We start from the raw sequence: 17067 nt of genomic DNA, 5'->3' as shown, positions 1-17067 counted from the left end.
ACACATCCCGCGAACTGGCCCTGCAGCCACAGGATGTTTGGTTTACTGAATCATTGTTCATTTTTGATTGTAATCGAAAATTCTGTCAGTTGCAAGAGCGAAGGAGGCCCACTTCCTCCCCTCTTCGCTTATCTTTGCTTGTAGTTCACGTTTGTGATCTTTCGGCCAAACACTTGCTTGGCATCAGCGGAAAAGACGTATTCAATCTGATACGTTCCGTTTGCATTGTCACGGTATGTACCCGTCACGATCAGGTTCTTGTCGATGCCGTCATCCTGCCGAACGCTGATCGATTGATGCTCCGTATGCTTCGGGACAAACGGAAAGGATGACAGCTTTTCCAGAGCGCTGTCGGAAAAATACGTCGCCAGTCTGGCTTCGTCCTTGTTCTCTTGGGCCAGGCTTGCAGCCCGCAAATAAATCGTTGCGATATTTTTCAACCGCTCGTTGTTGCCTTTGAATTGAGCTGCCGCGTCCCGCTTGTAATACTCAAGCAGCCGTGTTAGCACGGTCGCGTACTGCGCCCGGGTCATCACTTCATATGGGTAAAACTCTTGCGGATTGGCAAACAGGCCGAATTCCCGTATTGCCGTCGCGTAAGGCGAGAACGTGTCCCGGTAGTTGCTCGGCTGCTTCCACTCGTAGAAGCTGTTGAAGTACGCTTTGGCGTCTTCCGGCCGGATGTCGATCCCACGGTACTTTTGCGGACTGAGCACGTGAAAGAGCAGCATGCTCGCCTCTTCCCTCGTCAATGCCCGCTGAAACGCGTGTGCCGGCAGCCACCAGTCCGGGTTTTCCTTTTGCGGCTTTCGCATCAATTGACCTGACTCTGCCACATGGAGGTAGTACAGCATCCGGTCCCCCGGGTCAAAGTCGCTGGCATTTCGCGTCTCGATCTGGTACATTGCGCGCACGTTCGCGAGGAGCTGTTCGACTTCACCGTGAGGAGGGTAACGGTGGTCAATGTTTTTCTTGCGCTCCGGCCTTGCCAACGGACCGTAGACAGACTCAAAGGCACGATTCAGCATCACGAGCGCCTCTCCCCTGGTAATCGGTCGATCCGGGTAAAAAGGCTGAGCCCCTTCCCGCTTCACGATTCCCAGGTTAGCCAACTCCTCGATCTCCTGCTCCGCCCAATGGCCCCGTACGTCGGTAAAAAAGCCTGCTGCCTGGGAGCTGCCGGAAAAAATACCTTGTGCAACAAGCATTACCATGAGGAAACAGATTAGTAATCGTTTGTGCATACTTCTTCTCCTTTAGCCAATCTTCCTTCGCAAACCTTCCGTAGATGGTATGAATATTCCATTTCTTATCAATAAAATACCAATGAAGGCGCAACATGTAAAGTTTACCAGACAATTCAGACCCTTTTCACTTTTTTCTTTTCTAGTTATATATTCCTACACAGATGCGATCACGCAGGATCGGCCCTGCTCATATTTTCCTAAACAAAAAAGCTCAGAGTTGCGATAGCCCTGAGCTTTTGGAACGAGGGTGATCCGCTTCACCCCCCCGTTGCTTGTAGACAAATCAATGTTTTTGGCATGCGAAGGAATAGCTGCTTGTTACATCATTGTGAATTTCCAGGAGAACCGTTCCTTTCTCCTCGTAACACTGTGCCGTCAGCGAACGTATTTCTTTCGTATTCAAATAGCTATACGTGATGAGCAGAAACGAAGCCACTGCAACCAGCACGAGCGCTATCACCAGAACGGCTGTAATCGGCCTGGGGGCGATTGTCGACACTCAGACACACTCTCCCTTCTTTTCTCCTGCCTGTCCCTTTTGCCCGCGCAGACCGTTCCTGCATAACAGAAAATCGAGTATAAATCGATGCGATTTTATACTCGACTTCCTATTTCTTCAGGCGGTTTGTTTCAGTCTCACTATACCTGGAATGTTATTCGATATTCTCCATCCACTGCGCGCCCCTGGTGACGAGGATGCGATACAAGATCAGATCAGCCACTGCGAACACGGCAGTTACGATCGCCGCCGATACGCCGAGAGACCCACCGAGCGCAAATCCTCCGAGCGCGAGTAGTGCTCCGGTCACAATTCCAAAAATGAGCGGGAAAAGCGTGTTCAGGTTTTGTTTGACCGCTTCCTGCTCAGACCCCCAGTTTAGTCGAGGCATGCGCAAATCGACGAATAGCGAGAGGATATTGATGAACAGGATCGCCGGTATTCCCGCCAACAGCAGCAGCGCACTGAACGACCAGGGCAATCCGATGAACAGCGTCGCCTCCACAATCAGCAGCACGAGACAGAGCAGGCTGAGCAAAAACCCGGGAAGCAGCTTGGCGATGAGGATCTGGCTGTACGGCACCGGCAGGTACTTGTTGACAAAGTATCCTTGCCCATCCCGCGTGATCGCTGTCACCGATGTGCCGTTCATCCCGGCGATGATCAGGAAGGCTGCCGTTGCGATCGCCAGGCTGATGCCGGCATTCGACTCCCCGAGGATCAGGTCACGGAGAACAGCCATGCCCCCGTCTGCTTCGTCCCCTTTCCCAAGGAAGGGAACGATCAGGATTACCGGCATAAACAAGCTGTACAGCACACAGTTCAGCAGGTACACCGGGGTGCGGCAGAGGATTTTCCACTCCTTGCCCGCGTAGGCGAGCCACGGCCGACGAGGACGGGAAAACTTGTGCAGCGAGCTGTCGTCGAGCTTTTGCCGCTTGGCGGTCGATTCGCTGAAACCGATGACACCGGAAAAATACAGCCGGTTGCCAAGGAACAAAAACAGGACAATCGCTGCAAAAGACACCAGTGTGAACAGTGCCAGATACCCCAACCCGCCCAGGGTGGCGTTTTGCACGAGAGCGAGCGCAGCCCATTCACTGGCGGGCAGGAACTGGGTAACGATCTCCAAGAAATTGACTTCCCCAGACAAAATCATTTGCTGCAATCGCTCGGTGTCGGTGAAATCTCGCAAGCTCCCCTGGATAATAAACTGGAACGCAATCACGAGAATGAGCACGAACACTCCGCTGATCACGCGGAACCGGTCTTTTTTCTTGCCGACATTGGTAAAGCGCATAAACAGCATCACGATGATGATAGCCAATACCAGCGGCAAAACGGGGAACAACAGGTACAACAGCAGTGCGTACAGGTAGTACAGCACGCCCCCCCCGCTCTTGACTCCGTACGTGATCAGCAAGGGAGCAAGCAACAGCAGGTTGGTCACGTATTCATACAACATCGCAACGAGAAATTTCGCCCCCAAAATCTCGGAAGGCTTTAGTGGCAGGGGCAGGTAATGCTCGACATCCTGTGAGTAATAAAACACGGAGATGACGTAAAAGATGCTGAACACCAAAATCGCCAGAGAAGCGAGCGCAAATCCGAGTCCGAGCAGTACCGACTCCTGTCCGACCAGTGCCAGACCGTCGTACAAGCTCGACATAAAGGAGACTCCGGCAATCACAAGCGGCAACATCGACATCCCAATCAAGGCGATTAGCAGCACTTGTTTCCACTGGCTTCCCTTTTTGCTCGACCACATCGGCTCCGCTGTTTTCAACATGATCTGAGCCAGTTTCCACGTCTTGCTATTCATGGCTGGTCAGCTCCAGGAACAGTTTTTCCAGCGAAGCGTCTGATTGAAAATGCTGCTGCATCTCGGCAAAAGTGCCGCAGAACAAAATTTCCCCCTTGTTGATGATCGCCACGCGATCACACAGCTTTTCCGCCACTTCCAGCACATGCGTGGAGAAAAAGACAGTCCGGCCGTTGTCTGCGTGCTCCCTCATCATTTCTTTCAGCGTGAATGAAGATTTCGGGTCCAGCCCGGTCATCGGCTCGTCCAGAATCCACACTTCGGGCTCGTGTACGAGTACGCCCATGATGATGATTTTTTGCCGCATCCCGTGGGAGTAGCTATGAATCGTATCGCCCAAGGCATCTGTCATCTCAAAGCGCTCAGCCAGCTTCACGATCCGCTTTTTGCGCACCTCCGGCTCGACCTCGTACATGTCAGCCATGAAATTCAAGTATTCCAATCCTTTTAACCGCAAAAACAAGTCCGGGCTGTCCGGTACGTAGCCGAATTGCTTTTTCGCCTCAAGCGGCTCTTCTCGCATGTCCTTGCCATTGATTCTCACCTGTCCGGTATCCGGGCGAATAATACCGGTCATCATCTTAATCGTTGTCGTTTTTCCGGCTCCATTGTGACCCAAAAAACCGAAAATCTCGCCCTTGGGCACTGTCAAATCCATCGTCTTTACCGCCTGCACGGAACCGTTATAACTCTTGCTGACACCTATCAACTCGATCATGATGTCCCACCTCTCCGTCGGTTTACAGACCTTATTTTCCTTTATACATGTACGGAAGTTGCTCCGAAAAAGTTGCTGCCAAAAGATGCTGGTCGATAGCCAGCCCGCAACCCGGAAAAAAGAAAAAATGACTCCGGGTAACACCCACAGTCATCGGTGCAAGGCATTCTTTCCCCAATCTGTCTGTCCTGGATCAATCCGGCTGTACGAAACTTCCGTCGCGCAGCATGGTCAATTCACCCATGATAAACGCCAGGTCTTCCGAATCTTCCAACTCTCCGCTCTGCTCTACAGCCTGCAGTCGGCGCAGCAAAATGCTGGAGAAATCCTGAATCGGAACAAGCTGGGATTCGAGATCGGCCTCATCCAACACTTCGAAGCTGCTCAAGCCCTCGTAGTGGGTTGCCAGGTGAAAACCGCCGATGTCACCCAGGTATTCTTTTCGGTTCAGTTTTGACTTTTCCAATTTTTTGAGCATCGACACGACGTCATTCGCTACCATCGTAGGGAACGAAACCTGATAAAAATTACGAGCTTTCGCATCGGTCGTCTTCACGATCAAAACGTCAGTGCCATTCAATTTTTTTGCCTTTTTTCCAAATCCAAACATCGTGTTCTCCACCTCAATCGATCGATCTGTAATCACTCTCTCCATGATAGACATATTCCAGGCGCGAGACAACCCTATTCCTGTTTCCTTTTTTACGCATACACACACAAACTCCTTGACATTTGCATGTGTACAGGTGAATAATTATGAATTAAGAAATCGTTCGTCACGTATTATGTAAAGTGTTGACAAGATCCATATGGCAACTGCAATGATAGGGAAAAGTAAAACTGCCTTTCAGGTCCAGAGAGCGAAATCCATTGGCTGCGAGATTTCGTCCTTCGAATCAGTTTGAACCCCCGCCCTTGAGCTGCCAGGGATGACCTGGACAGGATTCTTTCACCTGTTACCAATGAAAGAAAGCTGGACGTTGTCCGGACGAAAGCATTCCCTCGCCCGCAACGTCAAGTAAGGTGGTACCGCGGAGGTCAATTATGCCCTTTCGTCCTTATTTCAAGAGACGAAAGGGCTTTTCATTTTTTACGGATGCAGGAGGAAACACCCATGAAGAAAGGAAAAATGCGATTGGTCGTAAAGGTCGGCAGCAGCTCACTGGCTGCTGCTGGCGGTGGCGTCGATCCTTACAAAATGGCTCTGCTTGTCGCTGCTGTCAGCCAGCTTCGCGCTGAGGGACATCAAGTCGTGCTCGTCTCCTCCGGTGCTGTAGCCAGTGGATACCAAAGTCTCGGCTACCAGCAACGGCCGAAGACACTGGCGGCCAAACAGGCTGCGGCGGCGATCGGACAAAGCCTGCTGATGCAGACCTACACACAATTGTTTTCCGCCCATCAAATCTGCGTGGCGCAAATTTTGCTGACGAGAAGCGATTTTTCCGACCGCGAACGGTATCAGCACGCGTTTCAGACACTGTCGCTATTGCTGGACAAAAACATCCTGCCGATCATCAACGAAAATGACACCGTATCCGTCGCTGAGCTTACATTTGGCGACAACGACATGCTCGGCGCTCTCGTCGCGGGCCTGGTTCACGCCGATCTGTACATGATTCTGACTGACACCAACGGGCTGTACGACAAAGACCCGCGTACCCACACGGACGCTACACGGATTACCTGGCTGCCGGAAGTGACGGAGGAAGTCGAGGCATTGGCAGGCGGTGCGTCGCGCCTCGGTACTGGCGGGATGCGCTCCAAGCTGATTGCTGCCAAGACAGCACAGGGACTCGGCATTCCGAGCTTCATCGGAAAGCTCGATCACCCGGCTGATCTGGTCAAGGTCATCGACGGTGAAGGAAATGGCACCTATGTGCGCTACCGTCCCGATGAACCGACTCCGCACGCGTTGCCGACGCGCAAACAGTGGATCGCCCTGCACTCCCCGACCCGCGGCGCTATCACCATCGACCGGGGTGCGGCGGAAGCGATGCTGCAAAAAAGCGGCAGCCTGCTCCTCGCCGGTGTCCGCGATGTAAGTGGCACCTTTTCGCAGGGAGAAGTCATTGAGGTGTACTGCGAGGGAGAGCTGATCGGCCGTGGCGTCAGCCGCTACGATGCCCGCGAGCTCGCCGAATCCCTCTCTGCTGCCGCGGAAATGCGACGCAGCGGAACGGTGATCCACCGCGATCAATGGACACAGATCATGTAGACAGCATGAACACATAGATAGACAGATTTTTTCACAAAAAGGAGATGGAAGGCATGGGGAACTGGAAAGAGCAAATGCATGAACAATTGCGCCTGGCAAAGCAAGCTGCAAAAGAGTTGGCAATTCTCACCCGGGCAGAGAAAGACAAGGCGTTGGCGGCGATTGGCGAGCGCCTGTTGGCAGATGAAGAAGCAATTTTGCAAGCAAACGAGCTGGATTTGGCTCGTGCACAGGCTGACGGTCAGCCGGACTCCTATCTCGACCGGCTGCGCCTGACCCCCGCCCGGATACGCGACCTGGCAGACAGTCTCAACCAATTGGTCACGCTGGATGATCCTGTAGGTCAAACGATCACATCCTGGACGCGTCCCAACGGTCTTTTGATCGATCAGGTTCGCGTGCCGATCGGCGTGATTGGGATGGTCTACGAGGCACGTCCCAACGTGACTGTCGACGCTGCCGCAATCGCCCTGAAAACAGGCAATGCCATCGTCCTGCGCGGCAGCCACAGCGCTGTGAACAGCAATCTGGCGCTGGTAAAAAGCCTGCGTGAAGCGCTAACCCTGGCTGGAATGCCCACCGAAGCGGTTCAGTACCTGCCCTTTGCTGAACACGAGTCAGTCGACATGCTTTGTACCGCAAACGGCTTTGTCGATGTCATCATTCCCCGCGGCGGCGCCGGGCTGATCTCCCGTGTCCTGAAGACAGCGACTGTACCCGTACTGGAAACAGGGGTCGGCAATTGCCACATCTTCGTCGACCAGACTGCCCGGCACGAAATGGCAGAAGCGATCGTGCTGAACGCCAAAACGAGCCGTCCTGCCGTCTGCAACGCCGCGGAGACCTTGCTGCTCCATCGCGAGTGGCCGCTCGAATCGCAGCGCAGCCTGCTGTCCGCACTCTTGCAGGCAGGAGTCGAGGTGCGCGCCTGCGGGATCACGCGAAGCCTTCATCCTTCGCTCGCATCCCAGTTGAAAGCTGCCAGTGAAGAAGACTGGGACACCGAATTTTCCAATTTGACGATCGCAGTACGTACAGTCGCGTCGCTCGACGAGGCGATCGAGCATATTGCGCTGCACAGCACGGGGCACTCGGAAGCAATCGTGACCGAAGACAAGGCGAACGCCGACCGTTTTCTGCAAACCGTCGATGCCACTACGGTATACCACAACGCCTCCACCCGTTTTACCGACGGCGGCGAATTCGGCTTCGGGGCCGAAATCGGCATCAGTACGCAAAAGCTGCACGCGCGCGGTCCGATGGGGCTGCCTGCTCTCACTTCTTATAAGTACGTAGTGCGTGGCACCGGGCAAATCCGATAAATCCGACAGCGAGGGAGGAAATGACAGCGATGAGCAAGCAGCAAACATGCGCAATTCAGGAGCAAATCGGCTTTCTCGGAGCAGGCTCCATCACAGAAGCGATTGTGGCGGGCATACTGAAAAAAAACCTGCTTGATGCAGAACAAATTGTGGTGACAAACCGCAACAACCAGGAACGACTCAAGCAGTTGGCGCAAACCTACAATGTCCAGGTCAGCCAGGAAAAACAGGACGTATGCCGCAGGGCTGGCATCCTCGTCCTGGCGATGAAACCGAAGGATGCGGCGGAAGCGATCATCGAGCTGCGCGGCTCTGTCGACTCCGATCAATTGATCATCTCCGTCATCGCCGGGGTCTCGACCGCGCAAATCGAACAGTGGCTGGACGTCTCCTGCCCGATTATCCGCACGATGCCCAACACGTCCTCGGCTGTCGGATTGTCGGCTACCGGCATCGCCTGCAACCGCCACGTCAGCGAGGAGCAATTGCGTACGGCGACACAACTGCTGGGGGCGATCGGAGAGGTCTATCCCGTCGAAGAGGATGAGCTGGACATCGTCACCGGCTTGTCTGGCAGCGGTCCGGCGTACATTTACTACATGGTCGAAGCCATGGTCAGTGCGGGCACAAAAGCAGGGCTTACCCGCGAGGTCGCGCGGCAGCTGACACTGCAAACGGTGTTGGGAGCCGCGCACATGCTGCTCGATACAAACGAAGAACCGGCCCTGCTGCGCAAAAAAGTAACGAGTCCGGGCGGAACGACACAAGCGGGTCTGGAAGTGCTGGAAACATACCAGTTCCAGGAGGCGGTAACCGCCGCTATCCTGCGCGCTACAGAGCGGTCGCGCGAACTGGGGGCACAGTATCGCTAGCCGGTAGCCTACGAGGCAATGGAGGTGCTTATGGAAACATACGCTTTGTACGGAATCAGTGGAACGGGGAAAAGCACGATTGCCTTGAAACTCGCCCATCAGCTGGGCATTTCCGCGATCATCGATGACGGCATTTTGATTTATCAAGGACGAAAACTGGCCGGAGCCTCCGCGAAGTACGAAAAGACGAAAATCCAGGCTGTGAAGCGGGCCATTTTTCTCGACCCGAACCACGCCGAAGAGGTGCGACAGGCGCTCGCCAACCTGAACACAGAGCGCCTGCTGATTCTCGGCACCTCGCTGAAAATGATCGGACGGATCGTACAAGCCTTGCACTTGCCGCAGCCTGTCGAGCTGATCCCGATCGAATCCGTCAAACCGCCGCAGGATATTGAGGCTGCCCGCTACGTTCGGGAGACAATGGGCAGACACGCGATTCCGATTCCCCGCGTGGAAGTGGAAAAAGACTTCCTGCACCGGCTGCTATTCTCGGCGCAGCGGATCTTCTCCTCCAAGCGGGATGCTACCGGGGAGACGACGATCGTTCACCCGCCTTTTTCCGGAGGACGTATCTTCATCCATCCTCAGGTGATGCGCAAAGTGGTGCAAGCAACTTGTGAGCGGCTCGGATACGTGGAGCGCATACTCAAATCCAATGCTTCATTCGATGACCTGCCCAGACTGGAGCTTACACTGGCGCTGGCCCTGCCCATGGGCACCAATCTTCCGCGGAAGGTACATGCCCTCCAGGAAGAGCTGTACAAGGAAGTGGGCTACTGCCTGAACATCGCTCCGGCAAGCATTGACGTGCAGATCGGAAGCATCCGTTTTACAGACCAGACATAAGCAAAATCCGGTGCCTGCACCGGATTTTTTTACTATGCTCGCTATGCGGATACTTCACGCCGGGTTGCCCATCCTAGGGGTGTATCCCCTGACGAAAGGAGCATTCGGATGCCCTCCATTCTTTCTTCCGGGCAGTCAGGACAAGTGCCGATCCCTGAACCGCCGCGCGTCATCTCGACGAAGGACTATCTCTATCTGAAAGACGCCATGTCGTGGGAGCTGCTCGCTTTCAAAAAGTTCCACTTTTATGCCCAGCAAGCGAAAGACCCTGAAGTGAAGCAGCATCTGGAAAAGGCAGGCCGGCTGCACCAGACACATTATCAGATGCTGCTTCGCCATATGCAAACGAACAACGCAGGCGCGATGGCAGCCCTGCCACAGACCCAATCCCAACAGCAGCAACAGCAGCAACAACAACAGCAGCAGATGCAGTAAGGGGGCGTACAAATGGCTGCAAACCAATCGAAAATTGCCAATCCGCAATCCGGCAGTCTGCCACAAGTGAAAGGGCCGGAGATGAATGACCGTGATTTTCTCAACGATTGCCTCAGCACGTGCAAACATTTGACGAACAGCTTCAACATCGCTGCTTTTGAAGCCAGCCACCAGATGCTGCACGCTGACCTGATGCAGATTTTGATTGAGACCCAGCAGAGCGCGCGGGAAGCGTACGAGCTGATGTTTCGCAAAGGATGGTACAAACTCGAAGCGGAAGAACAGCAAAAGCTCGATCAGGCGTACCAGCAGTTCAGCGGATACTCCAGTCAGTTCCCTTATCACTAAGAGAACATCCTGCCCTTCAAACCCCAGTGCTTTTCGATACTGGGGTTTTACGTGTGTCGAGTATGTAGGGCTCCGGTCTACGTCCTGCAAGGGAGTTAAACTGTCCGCTCCACAACGATCCCGGGGGAAGCGCAATACGGCGTGCAGCTCTGGAGCCATTCCCCTATTCCATACCCCGAATCAATCGAGAAAGACGATATAACGCCCTCTCCATCTCGGCTTCATTCGCGTATGCGTAAGACAGTCGCAAATGCTGGCTGTCCTGCGGATCGTAAATATACCCAGGATTGAGCAAGATTCCTTCGCTCAATGCTCTGGCAAACAAGGTGCGCATGGAAACAGCGCGCCGCAAACGCAACCAGACGTAAAATCCTCCGCGAGGCGTCTGCCATTGTGCCAGATCGGCAAAAAAGCGGGACAGTACCTGGCACATCGTGTCCCGTCTGGCGCGCAGCGACTGGCGCAGTTGACGCAGATGACGCTCGTGCCGCTCCCCTTGCAGCCACTCCGCCGCCACCAGTTGCGAAAAGGCACTCGCCCCGTAATCCGTCTGCATTTTGACGTCAGCCAGCCGCTCGATCACTGGTTCCGGCCCGACGATCCAGCCGATTCTCAGTCCCGGGCTGACCGTTTTGGACAAGCTGCCGAGATACAGCACCTGGCCGCTCTGATCCTGTGCCTTGAGCGGCAACGGCCCTGGCTCATCCAGCCACAACTCCCCGTACACGTCATCTTCGAGAATCGGCAGCCGCTCGCGCTCGCATACTGCCATTACCTGTCCGCGGCGATCGTCGCTCATCAGCACGCCCGTAGGGTTGTGATACGAGGGTATGGTGTAGAGCAGCGCCCCGTTATGCCGCTGCTTTTGCTGCGCCAATACCTGCGGGTCAATCCCCTGCTGATCCATATGCACCCCGGTGAGGCGCATCCCCGACATCTGAAAAAGCGGCAGCGAGTACAGATAGGAAGGCTGTTCCAACAGGATCGCCGAGCCCGGGTGCAAAATCCCCTGGGAAATAAGCTGCAGCGCTTGCAACGCTCCCGAGACGACCAGGATCGAATCCGCCGACGCCTCGATCCCCCTGCATTGCAGATGATGCGAGATCGCCTGGCGAAGCGAAAGCAATCCCTTTGGCTCCGAGTATCCCAGATGTGTGAGCTTGCCCTGCAAGCCGAGCAAAACCTGTTCCATTTCCGCGACCGGGAGCAAATCGCCAGAAAGCTCGCCTGTACCGAGCCGGATGTACCGTTCGTCCGGCTCGTAGCGATTGATCTCCTGCACCGTCGGCTGGTTGGGGGGATGCGCTCCTGCCTGGACGTAGTGCAGCCAGTCTGGCGGCGGCGTGGCGGCGAGAATGGACCAACTGTTATTGCTCACCCGCGTGCTGCTGCCTACATTGGCGTCCAGCAGACCCTGCGCCTTCAGCTCATCCAGCGCTGTCACCACCGTACTGCGGTTGACGCCAAGCCGCTCGGCAAGCACCCTCTGCGGCGGAAGCCGGTAGTTGACCGGCCACTCCCCGCTGGCGATTTTCCCCTTCATGTACGCCACGATCTGCTGATACATCGGTACACCACTCGCCTTATTTGGCTTCCAGTCCATCTGCCCTCCCGCCTTTCTTTCATTTGCCTGTTACACCAATTGTACAGATTGGTTGGTTTTCGGGCAAACCAATTGGCTGGAGACAAGAGACGCAAAAACGTGAATAATGGCTGTGGTACCTACACTCGTATCAGGAGGGAAATCATCGTGTGGGAAGCACTCATCCATGGAATCGTGCTCGCTTTCGGCCTTATTTTGCCGCTCGGAGCACAAAATGTTTTCGTCTTTAGTCAAGGGGCTGTACAACCGACGTTGTGGCGGGCGATGCCCGTTGTGGTGACAGCCGCTTTTTGCGATGCCGCGTTGATTTTGCTCGCCGTGATGGGCGTATCGCTGATTGTGCTCAGCCTCGCCTGGCTAAAAACGCTGCTGTATGCGATCGGCGTGCTGTTTTTGCTCTACATGGGTTTTTTGACCTGGCGCAGCCGCCCCAACCTGGAGCAGACGCAGACAGAACTGTTCTCCCCCAAACGGCAAGTGATGTTCGCCGCTTCCGTCTCCTTGTTCAACCCGCATGCGATTCTCGATACGATCGGGGTGATCGGCACGAGCTCGCTGGCGTACTCCGGCAGTGCCAAATGGGCGTTCACCATCGCCTGCATCATCGTCTCCTGCATCTGGTTTCTTAGCTTGAGCATTGCAGGGCGGCTCGTCGGCGGCCTGGACAAATCGGGAAAGCTGCTGCGCGGGTTTCAAATTGCCTCGGCTTTGATCATGTGGGGCATGGCGCTGTACATGGCGTGGAACCTGTTTGCGCCCGGGAATCTGTCATACGGTGAATAATCTCGGGCTCCTCCACGGAAAATAACTCCTACCCAGATCGAACAGGAACAACGAAATAAGGTGGGGGTTGTCCATGTTTTTTGCCAAGTCAGACGCGCTGCTGGATGCTTTGCTGGAGATTGCCCAAAACGTCCACGACTCCGCGATCTATTTCAACCAGTACAAGGTAGAGTCGTTGGAGAATGTCAAAAGCTTTTCCGAGGAAATGAATGAATACGAATCAAAAGGCGACAAACTCGTCCATCAAATCATCGTGCAGATCAACAAGTCGTTCATAACCGCGATCGAACGGGAAGATGTAATGGAGCTTGCAATCAAGATGGACGACGTGCTGGATGGACTGGAAAGCTGTGCTGCCCGTCTCTACATGTTCGACATCTCGCAGGGTGATGAAGTGATGAAGAAGTTCGCGCAAATCATCCAGGAGTCGACACAGCAAATTCTCGAGGCTATACGCCTGTTGCAGCAGCAAAAACTGGCGGCGATGAAGGAGTACATCATCGGCATCAATGAACTGGAGAGCCAGGGTGATGAACTGCTCCGCAACAGTATCCGCCATTTGTTCAAAACCTCTACAGATCCCATCCACATCATGCAGTACAAAGAGATTTACGAAGTATTGGAAGAAGTCACGGATCATTGCGAGGATGTGGCTGACGCGCTGGAGACTGTCATCATGGGCAATACATAATTAAGAGAAGGAGCTTGTCGGTGTGGAAATAAGTCTTCCTTTGGTTGTCATCGTTGTCATTCTCGCTGTATCTTTCGACTTTATCAACGGCTTTCACGATACCGCCAATGCGATTGCCACCTCGGTCTCTACCAAAGCACTGCCGCCGCGGATCGCGGTCATTCTGGCTGCCGTTATGAACTTTGTAGGAGCGTTGACGTTCACCGGGGTCGCCAAAACGATCGGGGGGAAAATCGCCGATCCAACTACCTTGCAGTTCGGGGTCATCGTCGTCATCGCCACGTTAATCGCTGCGATTTCCTGGAATTTGATCACCTGGTGGTATGGCATCCCCAGCAGTTCTTCGCACGCGCTGATCGGTTCGCTCGTCGGCGCTGTCATCGCATCGGCGGGACTGGGCAGCATCCATTGGAGCGGGTTTGCCGAGATTTTCCGCGGCTTGATCATCTCGCCCGTCATCGCACTGGTCGCCGGCTTTATCATTATGAACCTCATATACCTGCTTTTTCGAAAGCTGGCTCCTCCTCCAACCAAGGCAAACAGGGGCTTTCGCTACTTTCAGATTTTGACGGCGTCGCTGCAAGCCTTTACCCACGGAACCAACGACGCGCAGAAAGCGATGGGGATTATCGTCTTCGCACTGGTAGCGGCTGGCTTGCAGAGCGATCCCGCCCACATCCCGTTTTGGGTCCAGTTTATATGCGCCCTCGCCATGGGGCTCGGAACTTCTGTCGGCGGCTGGAAGATCATCAAGACTGTGGCAGGGAAAATTACCAAAATCCAGCCGATTAACGGGGCGACTGCTGACCTGACATCGGCGACGATCATTTTGACGTTCACCAAACTGGGCCTGCCGGTGAGCACGACCCACGTGATTTCCTCCGCGATCATGGGGGTAGGTTCGGCCAAGCGTTTGAAAGGCGTCAACTGGGGCGTAGCCAAGCGGATCGTCATTACCTGGTTTATCACGCTGCCGATCTCCGCGCTGATCGCTGCCGTAGTCTACTGGATTTTGTCCCTGTTTATGTAAAAAATCCAATCCGTCGGCGGATTGGATTTTCCTAGTGGCACACCTAGAAGGAGGCGATAACATGTATTTTGATCGGTCCAGACAGCTTCGCTATGCGCTTATCGCATTGATCGCGATCGCCACATTGCTCGCTCTGCACCATTACAACCGGGCCTATGCAGCTGTACATACCGAGCAGCGCACCCAGACCGTAACGATTTCCAGCGCAGGCTTTTTGCCCAGCCGGATCGCCGTTCGCGCGGGCGAACCCGCTTCGCTGATGATCGTCAATACGGATGTGAAGCCGCACAACCTGGCGATTCCGGCGCTGCATATCAAATCCATCGAGCTGATGCCAAGCCAATCGACGATACTCCAGTTTACCCCGAGCACAAAAGGGCAATTTACATTCGTCTCAGACATCCCGGGCTATCCCGAGACCGGCTACCAGGGTCTGCTGATCATTGAGTAGACTGCAATTGTTCCTCTGTTTGCTGCTTCCACGGTCCATAGCGGATCAGCAGCAACGGGATCAGACCCAGAGTGGTCACAACGCCGAAAAACAGGTAGATGGACAGCATCGAAAAGGAGTCTTTGATGATGCCTGCCGTCAGATTGCAAACCATCGTACCCAGCCCATGCCCCACGGAAAAGAACAAGGCCAGTGCCGTTACCTGCAAGGACGCGGGCGTATTTTCCCGGACGAACTGGGCTGCCGTCGCCAGGTAAAAGCCGACCGAAATCCCCTGGACAAAGAAGAGTGCGAGGACGGCCGTCGTGCTCGGCTCTGTGCTGTACCAAAACCAGCGGACGGCGGATACGCCACCAGCCAGAAGAATCGTCAGCTCCAGCCCCCAGCGGCGCACAAAAAAGCCCGCCAGCTTCATAAACGGCGCTTCGCTTCCGGCAAACAGGAGGAACGCCACCCCTACGCCAGCCACACTGCCGCCGATTTCCTGGTAGTAGAGAGAAAACCAGACGTTGTTGGCGTTGACCGATCCGAAAATAAAGAAAGCTGCGATCAAAAACAGGATAAAGCGAGGCAGACGCAGCAAATCCTTTACCCCTCGCAGCACGCCAGCCTGCAGCTTTGGCGCTGATTCCACCTCTTCCGGTACAGGACGCAAAAAAAGTACGGCCACCAGCAATGCGAGGAAGTAGGAGTAAAAAATCATCGAAGGTCCCCAGCGCTGCACCAGCAAGCCTGTGACGAACGCAGCGACAGCAAAACCGACAGCGCCCCACATGCGGATGTCGCCAAAGGCCATGTTGTGCTTTTTGGCGAACCCCAGGGCAATGCTGTCCGACACGGGTACGATCGCACTTTGGAAAACCGATAAAAGCGTGTATAAAAGCAGAACGAAGGCGAACGTAGACACGGCCGGAAACAACAGCCCGACCAGACCGGATGCCAAGAGTGCGAGGACGAGCACTCCTTTGCGTATCTGGAACTTGTCGCAGATCATTCCCCAGAGCGGCTGGGTGACGATGGAGACGATCGGGGTCACGGCGCTGATCAGACCGATTTGCGTTCCGGAAAGGTCAATCGATTTGTAATATTGCGTAATAAGCGGGGTAAAAGCCCCCAATCCATAGTAGATAAACAGGTAAAGCGCACTGAGAGTCATCAGTTGACTCCCAGTGCCGCTTTTTTGATTGCCAGAATGTACTTCTGCCATATGTGCGCCTCTATTTTACGGCTGGCAATATTTTTGCCATGTTCACAGTCCGTTTTTTCTCCCATGTCGCTGGGTCGCTTTCTTCAAACTGTTCCAAAAAAGCAATCACTTCTTTGGTCAATGGCGTAGGTGTAGACGCTCCGGACGTGACCGCCACCTTTGTCTTCCCTTTCAGCCACTCTATATCCAGCTCGGACAGATCGGCAATCCGGTAGGCTGGCACACCGCCGATCTCCTCCGACACCTGGGCCAGTCTGTTGGAATTGTTGCTTCGCGGATCGCCAACGACGATGCACAGTTCTGCCTCTCCTACCTGTTGGGCTACCGCCTCCTGGCGCACCTGGGTGGCGAGGCAAATTTCGTTATGCACCTCGACGCGCGGAAAACGCTTGACGATCTCCTCCATCAAATGGCGGACATCCCATTGGCTCATCGTCGTCTGGTTGGTCACGATCAGCTTGTCTTGCGGCAGGTCGAGCGCGTTCAAATCCTCGATTTTTTGCACCAGGTGCACGTGATCCGGTGCAATGCCCACTGCCCCCTCCGGCTCAGGATGACCTTTTTTCCCGATGTAGATGACGTGGTAGCCGTCCTTTACCTTCTCGCGGATCAAATCATGCGTTTTCGTCACATCCGGACAGGTCGCGTCCACGACCGTCAGACCTTTTTCCACTGCCTTTTTGCGTACCTCCGGCGAGACGCCGTGCGCGGTAAAAATGACGGTCCCTTCGTCTACCTGGTCCAGCAGGGCGAGACGGTCTTCCCCGTCCAGCGTCTTGATTCCTTCTTGTTCAAACGCCTCAACGACATGTGCGTTGTGCACAATCATGCCAAGTATGTGAATCGGGCGTGGAAGATCCTTGTTTTGTGCTGTCCTCACTGCCAGGACCATCGCGTCGACGACTCCATAGCAGTATCCACGGGGGGAAATCTTGATGACCTCCATCGTACCCCTCCTCTAGTCAGTATCAACTTCGC

18 protein-coding genes are annotated in these 17067 nt (G+C 54.6%); 10 read left to right on the top strand and 8 right to left on the bottom strand.

Annotated features, from left to right (window positions below):
* Positions 1–128: 128 nt before the first annotated feature.
* The 5 genes from ACAF76_RS03145 to ACAF76_RS03125 form a co-directional block, all read right to left on the bottom strand.
* Positions 129–1244, bottom strand: coding sequence for an S-layer homology domain-containing protein (locus ACAF76_RS03145; RefSeq protein WP_400162601.1), 1116 nt, complete (start codon positions 1242–1244; stop codon positions 129–131).
* 286 nt (positions 1245–1530) lie between these two features.
* A complete protein-coding gene (locus tag ACAF76_RS03140) occupies positions 1531–1746 on the bottom strand; it encodes a hypothetical protein (protein WP_400162600.1) in 216 nt (71 codons plus the stop codon).
* A gap of 154 nt (positions 1747–1900) precedes the next feature.
* Positions 1901–3568, bottom strand: a complete 1668-nt coding sequence (locus ACAF76_RS03135; RefSeq protein WP_400162599.1) for a putative ABC transporter permease subunit — start codon at positions 3566–3568, stop codon at positions 1901–1903.
* Positions 3561–4286, bottom strand: coding sequence for an ABC transporter ATP-binding protein (locus tag ACAF76_RS03130; RefSeq protein WP_400162598.1), 726 nt, complete (start codon positions 4284–4286; stop codon positions 3561–3563). The genes ACAF76_RS03135 and ACAF76_RS03130 overlap by 8 nt, the downstream gene beginning before the upstream one ends.
* A gap of 193 nt (positions 4287–4479) precedes the next feature.
* Entirely contained in the window at positions 4480–4896 is a 417-nt protein-coding gene (locus ACAF76_RS03125) for a hypothetical protein (protein ID WP_400162597.1), read from the bottom strand.
* 504 nt (positions 4897–5400) lie between these two features.
* Here ACAF76_RS03125 and proB point away from each other — a divergent pair.
* The 6 genes from proB to ACAF76_RS03095 all read left to right on the top strand — a co-directional run bounded on the left by proB (position 5401) and on the right by ACAF76_RS03095 (position 10324).
* A complete protein-coding gene (gene proB / locus ACAF76_RS03120; protein ID WP_400162596.1) occupies positions 5401–6501 on the top strand; it encodes a glutamate 5-kinase in 1101 nt (366 codons plus the stop codon).
* 53 nt (positions 6502–6554) lie between these two features.
* Positions 6555–7823 (top strand): glutamate-5-semialdehyde dehydrogenase, encoded by a 1269-nt coding sequence (locus ACAF76_RS03115; RefSeq protein ID WP_400162595.1) that lies wholly within the window; start codon positions 6555–6557, stop codon positions 7821–7823.
* Positions 7824–7852: 29 nt separating this feature from the next.
* Positions 7853–8695, top strand: coding sequence for a pyrroline-5-carboxylate reductase (proC, locus tag ACAF76_RS03110; protein ID WP_400162594.1), 843 nt, complete (start codon positions 7853–7855; stop codon positions 8693–8695).
* 30 nt (positions 8696–8725) lie between these two features.
* Positions 8726–9541 (top strand): isopentenyl transferase family protein, encoded by an 816-nt coding sequence (locus tag ACAF76_RS03105; protein ID WP_400162593.1) that lies wholly within the window; start codon positions 8726–8728, stop codon positions 9539–9541.
* 108 nt (positions 9542–9649) lie between these two features.
* On the top strand, positions 9650–9976 hold the full coding sequence (locus ACAF76_RS03100; protein WP_400162592.1) for a ferritin-like domain-containing protein: 327 nt from the start codon (positions 9650–9652) through the stop codon (positions 9974–9976).
* Positions 9977–9988: 12 nt separating this feature from the next.
* On the top strand, positions 9989–10324 hold the full coding sequence (locus ACAF76_RS03095) for a spore coat protein (RefSeq protein ID WP_400162591.1): 336 nt from the start codon (positions 9989–9991) through the stop codon (positions 10322–10324).
* Positions 10325–10487: 163 nt separating this feature from the next.
* On the opposite strand, the gene ACAF76_RS03090 is transcribed toward ACAF76_RS03095, so the two are convergent.
* A complete protein-coding gene (locus ACAF76_RS03090; protein WP_400162590.1) occupies positions 10488–11927 on the bottom strand; it encodes a PLP-dependent aminotransferase family protein in 1440 nt (479 codons plus the stop codon).
* 147 nt (positions 11928–12074) lie between these two features.
* Here ACAF76_RS03090 and ACAF76_RS03085 point away from each other — a divergent pair, with 147 nt between their 5' ends.
* The 4 genes from ACAF76_RS03085 (at position 12075) to ACAF76_RS03070 (ending at position 14882) form a co-directional block, all read left to right on the top strand.
* Positions 12075–12710 (top strand): LysE/ArgO family amino acid transporter, encoded by a 636-nt coding sequence (locus ACAF76_RS03085; protein ID WP_400162589.1) that lies wholly within the window; start codon positions 12075–12077, stop codon positions 12708–12710.
* Positions 12711–12783: 73 nt separating this feature from the next.
* Complete coding sequence (locus ACAF76_RS03080; RefSeq protein WP_400162588.1) at positions 12784–13401, top strand: DUF47 domain-containing protein; 618 nt, start codon at positions 12784–12786, stop codon at positions 13399–13401.
* Between the two features lie 22 nt (positions 13402–13423).
* On the top strand, positions 13424–14431 hold the full coding sequence (locus ACAF76_RS03075; RefSeq protein WP_400162587.1) for an anion permease: 1008 nt from the start codon (positions 13424–13426) through the stop codon (positions 14429–14431).
* 61 nt (positions 14432–14492) lie between these two features.
* Positions 14493–14882: a cupredoxin domain-containing protein gene (locus tag ACAF76_RS03070; protein ID WP_400162586.1), complete on the top strand. Its 390-nt coding sequence runs from the start codon at positions 14493–14495 to the stop codon at positions 14880–14882.
* Here ACAF76_RS03070 and ACAF76_RS03065 read toward each other — a convergent pair.
* The gene (locus ACAF76_RS03065; protein ID WP_400162585.1) at positions 14872–16089 is read right to left on the bottom strand and encodes an MFS transporter; all 1218 of its coding nucleotides are present in this window, start codon (positions 16087–16089) and stop codon (positions 14872–14874) included. The genes ACAF76_RS03070 and ACAF76_RS03065 overlap by 11 nt on opposite strands.
* 10 nt (positions 16090–16099) lie before the next feature.
* A complete protein-coding gene (locus ACAF76_RS03060) occupies positions 16100–17035 on the bottom strand; it encodes a 4-hydroxy-3-methylbut-2-enyl diphosphate reductase (RefSeq protein ID WP_400162584.1) in 936 nt (311 codons plus the stop codon).
* Positions 17036–17067 lie beyond the last annotated feature (32 nt).

It is taken from the genome of Brevibacillus sp. TJ4 (assembly GCF_044627595.2).
Lineage (GTDB): Bacteria > Bacillota > Bacilli > Brevibacillales > Brevibacillaceae > Brevibacillus.
The sequence above is the reverse complement of the archived record's forward strand: the minus strand, read 5'-3'. Positions and strand labels throughout refer to the sequence as shown.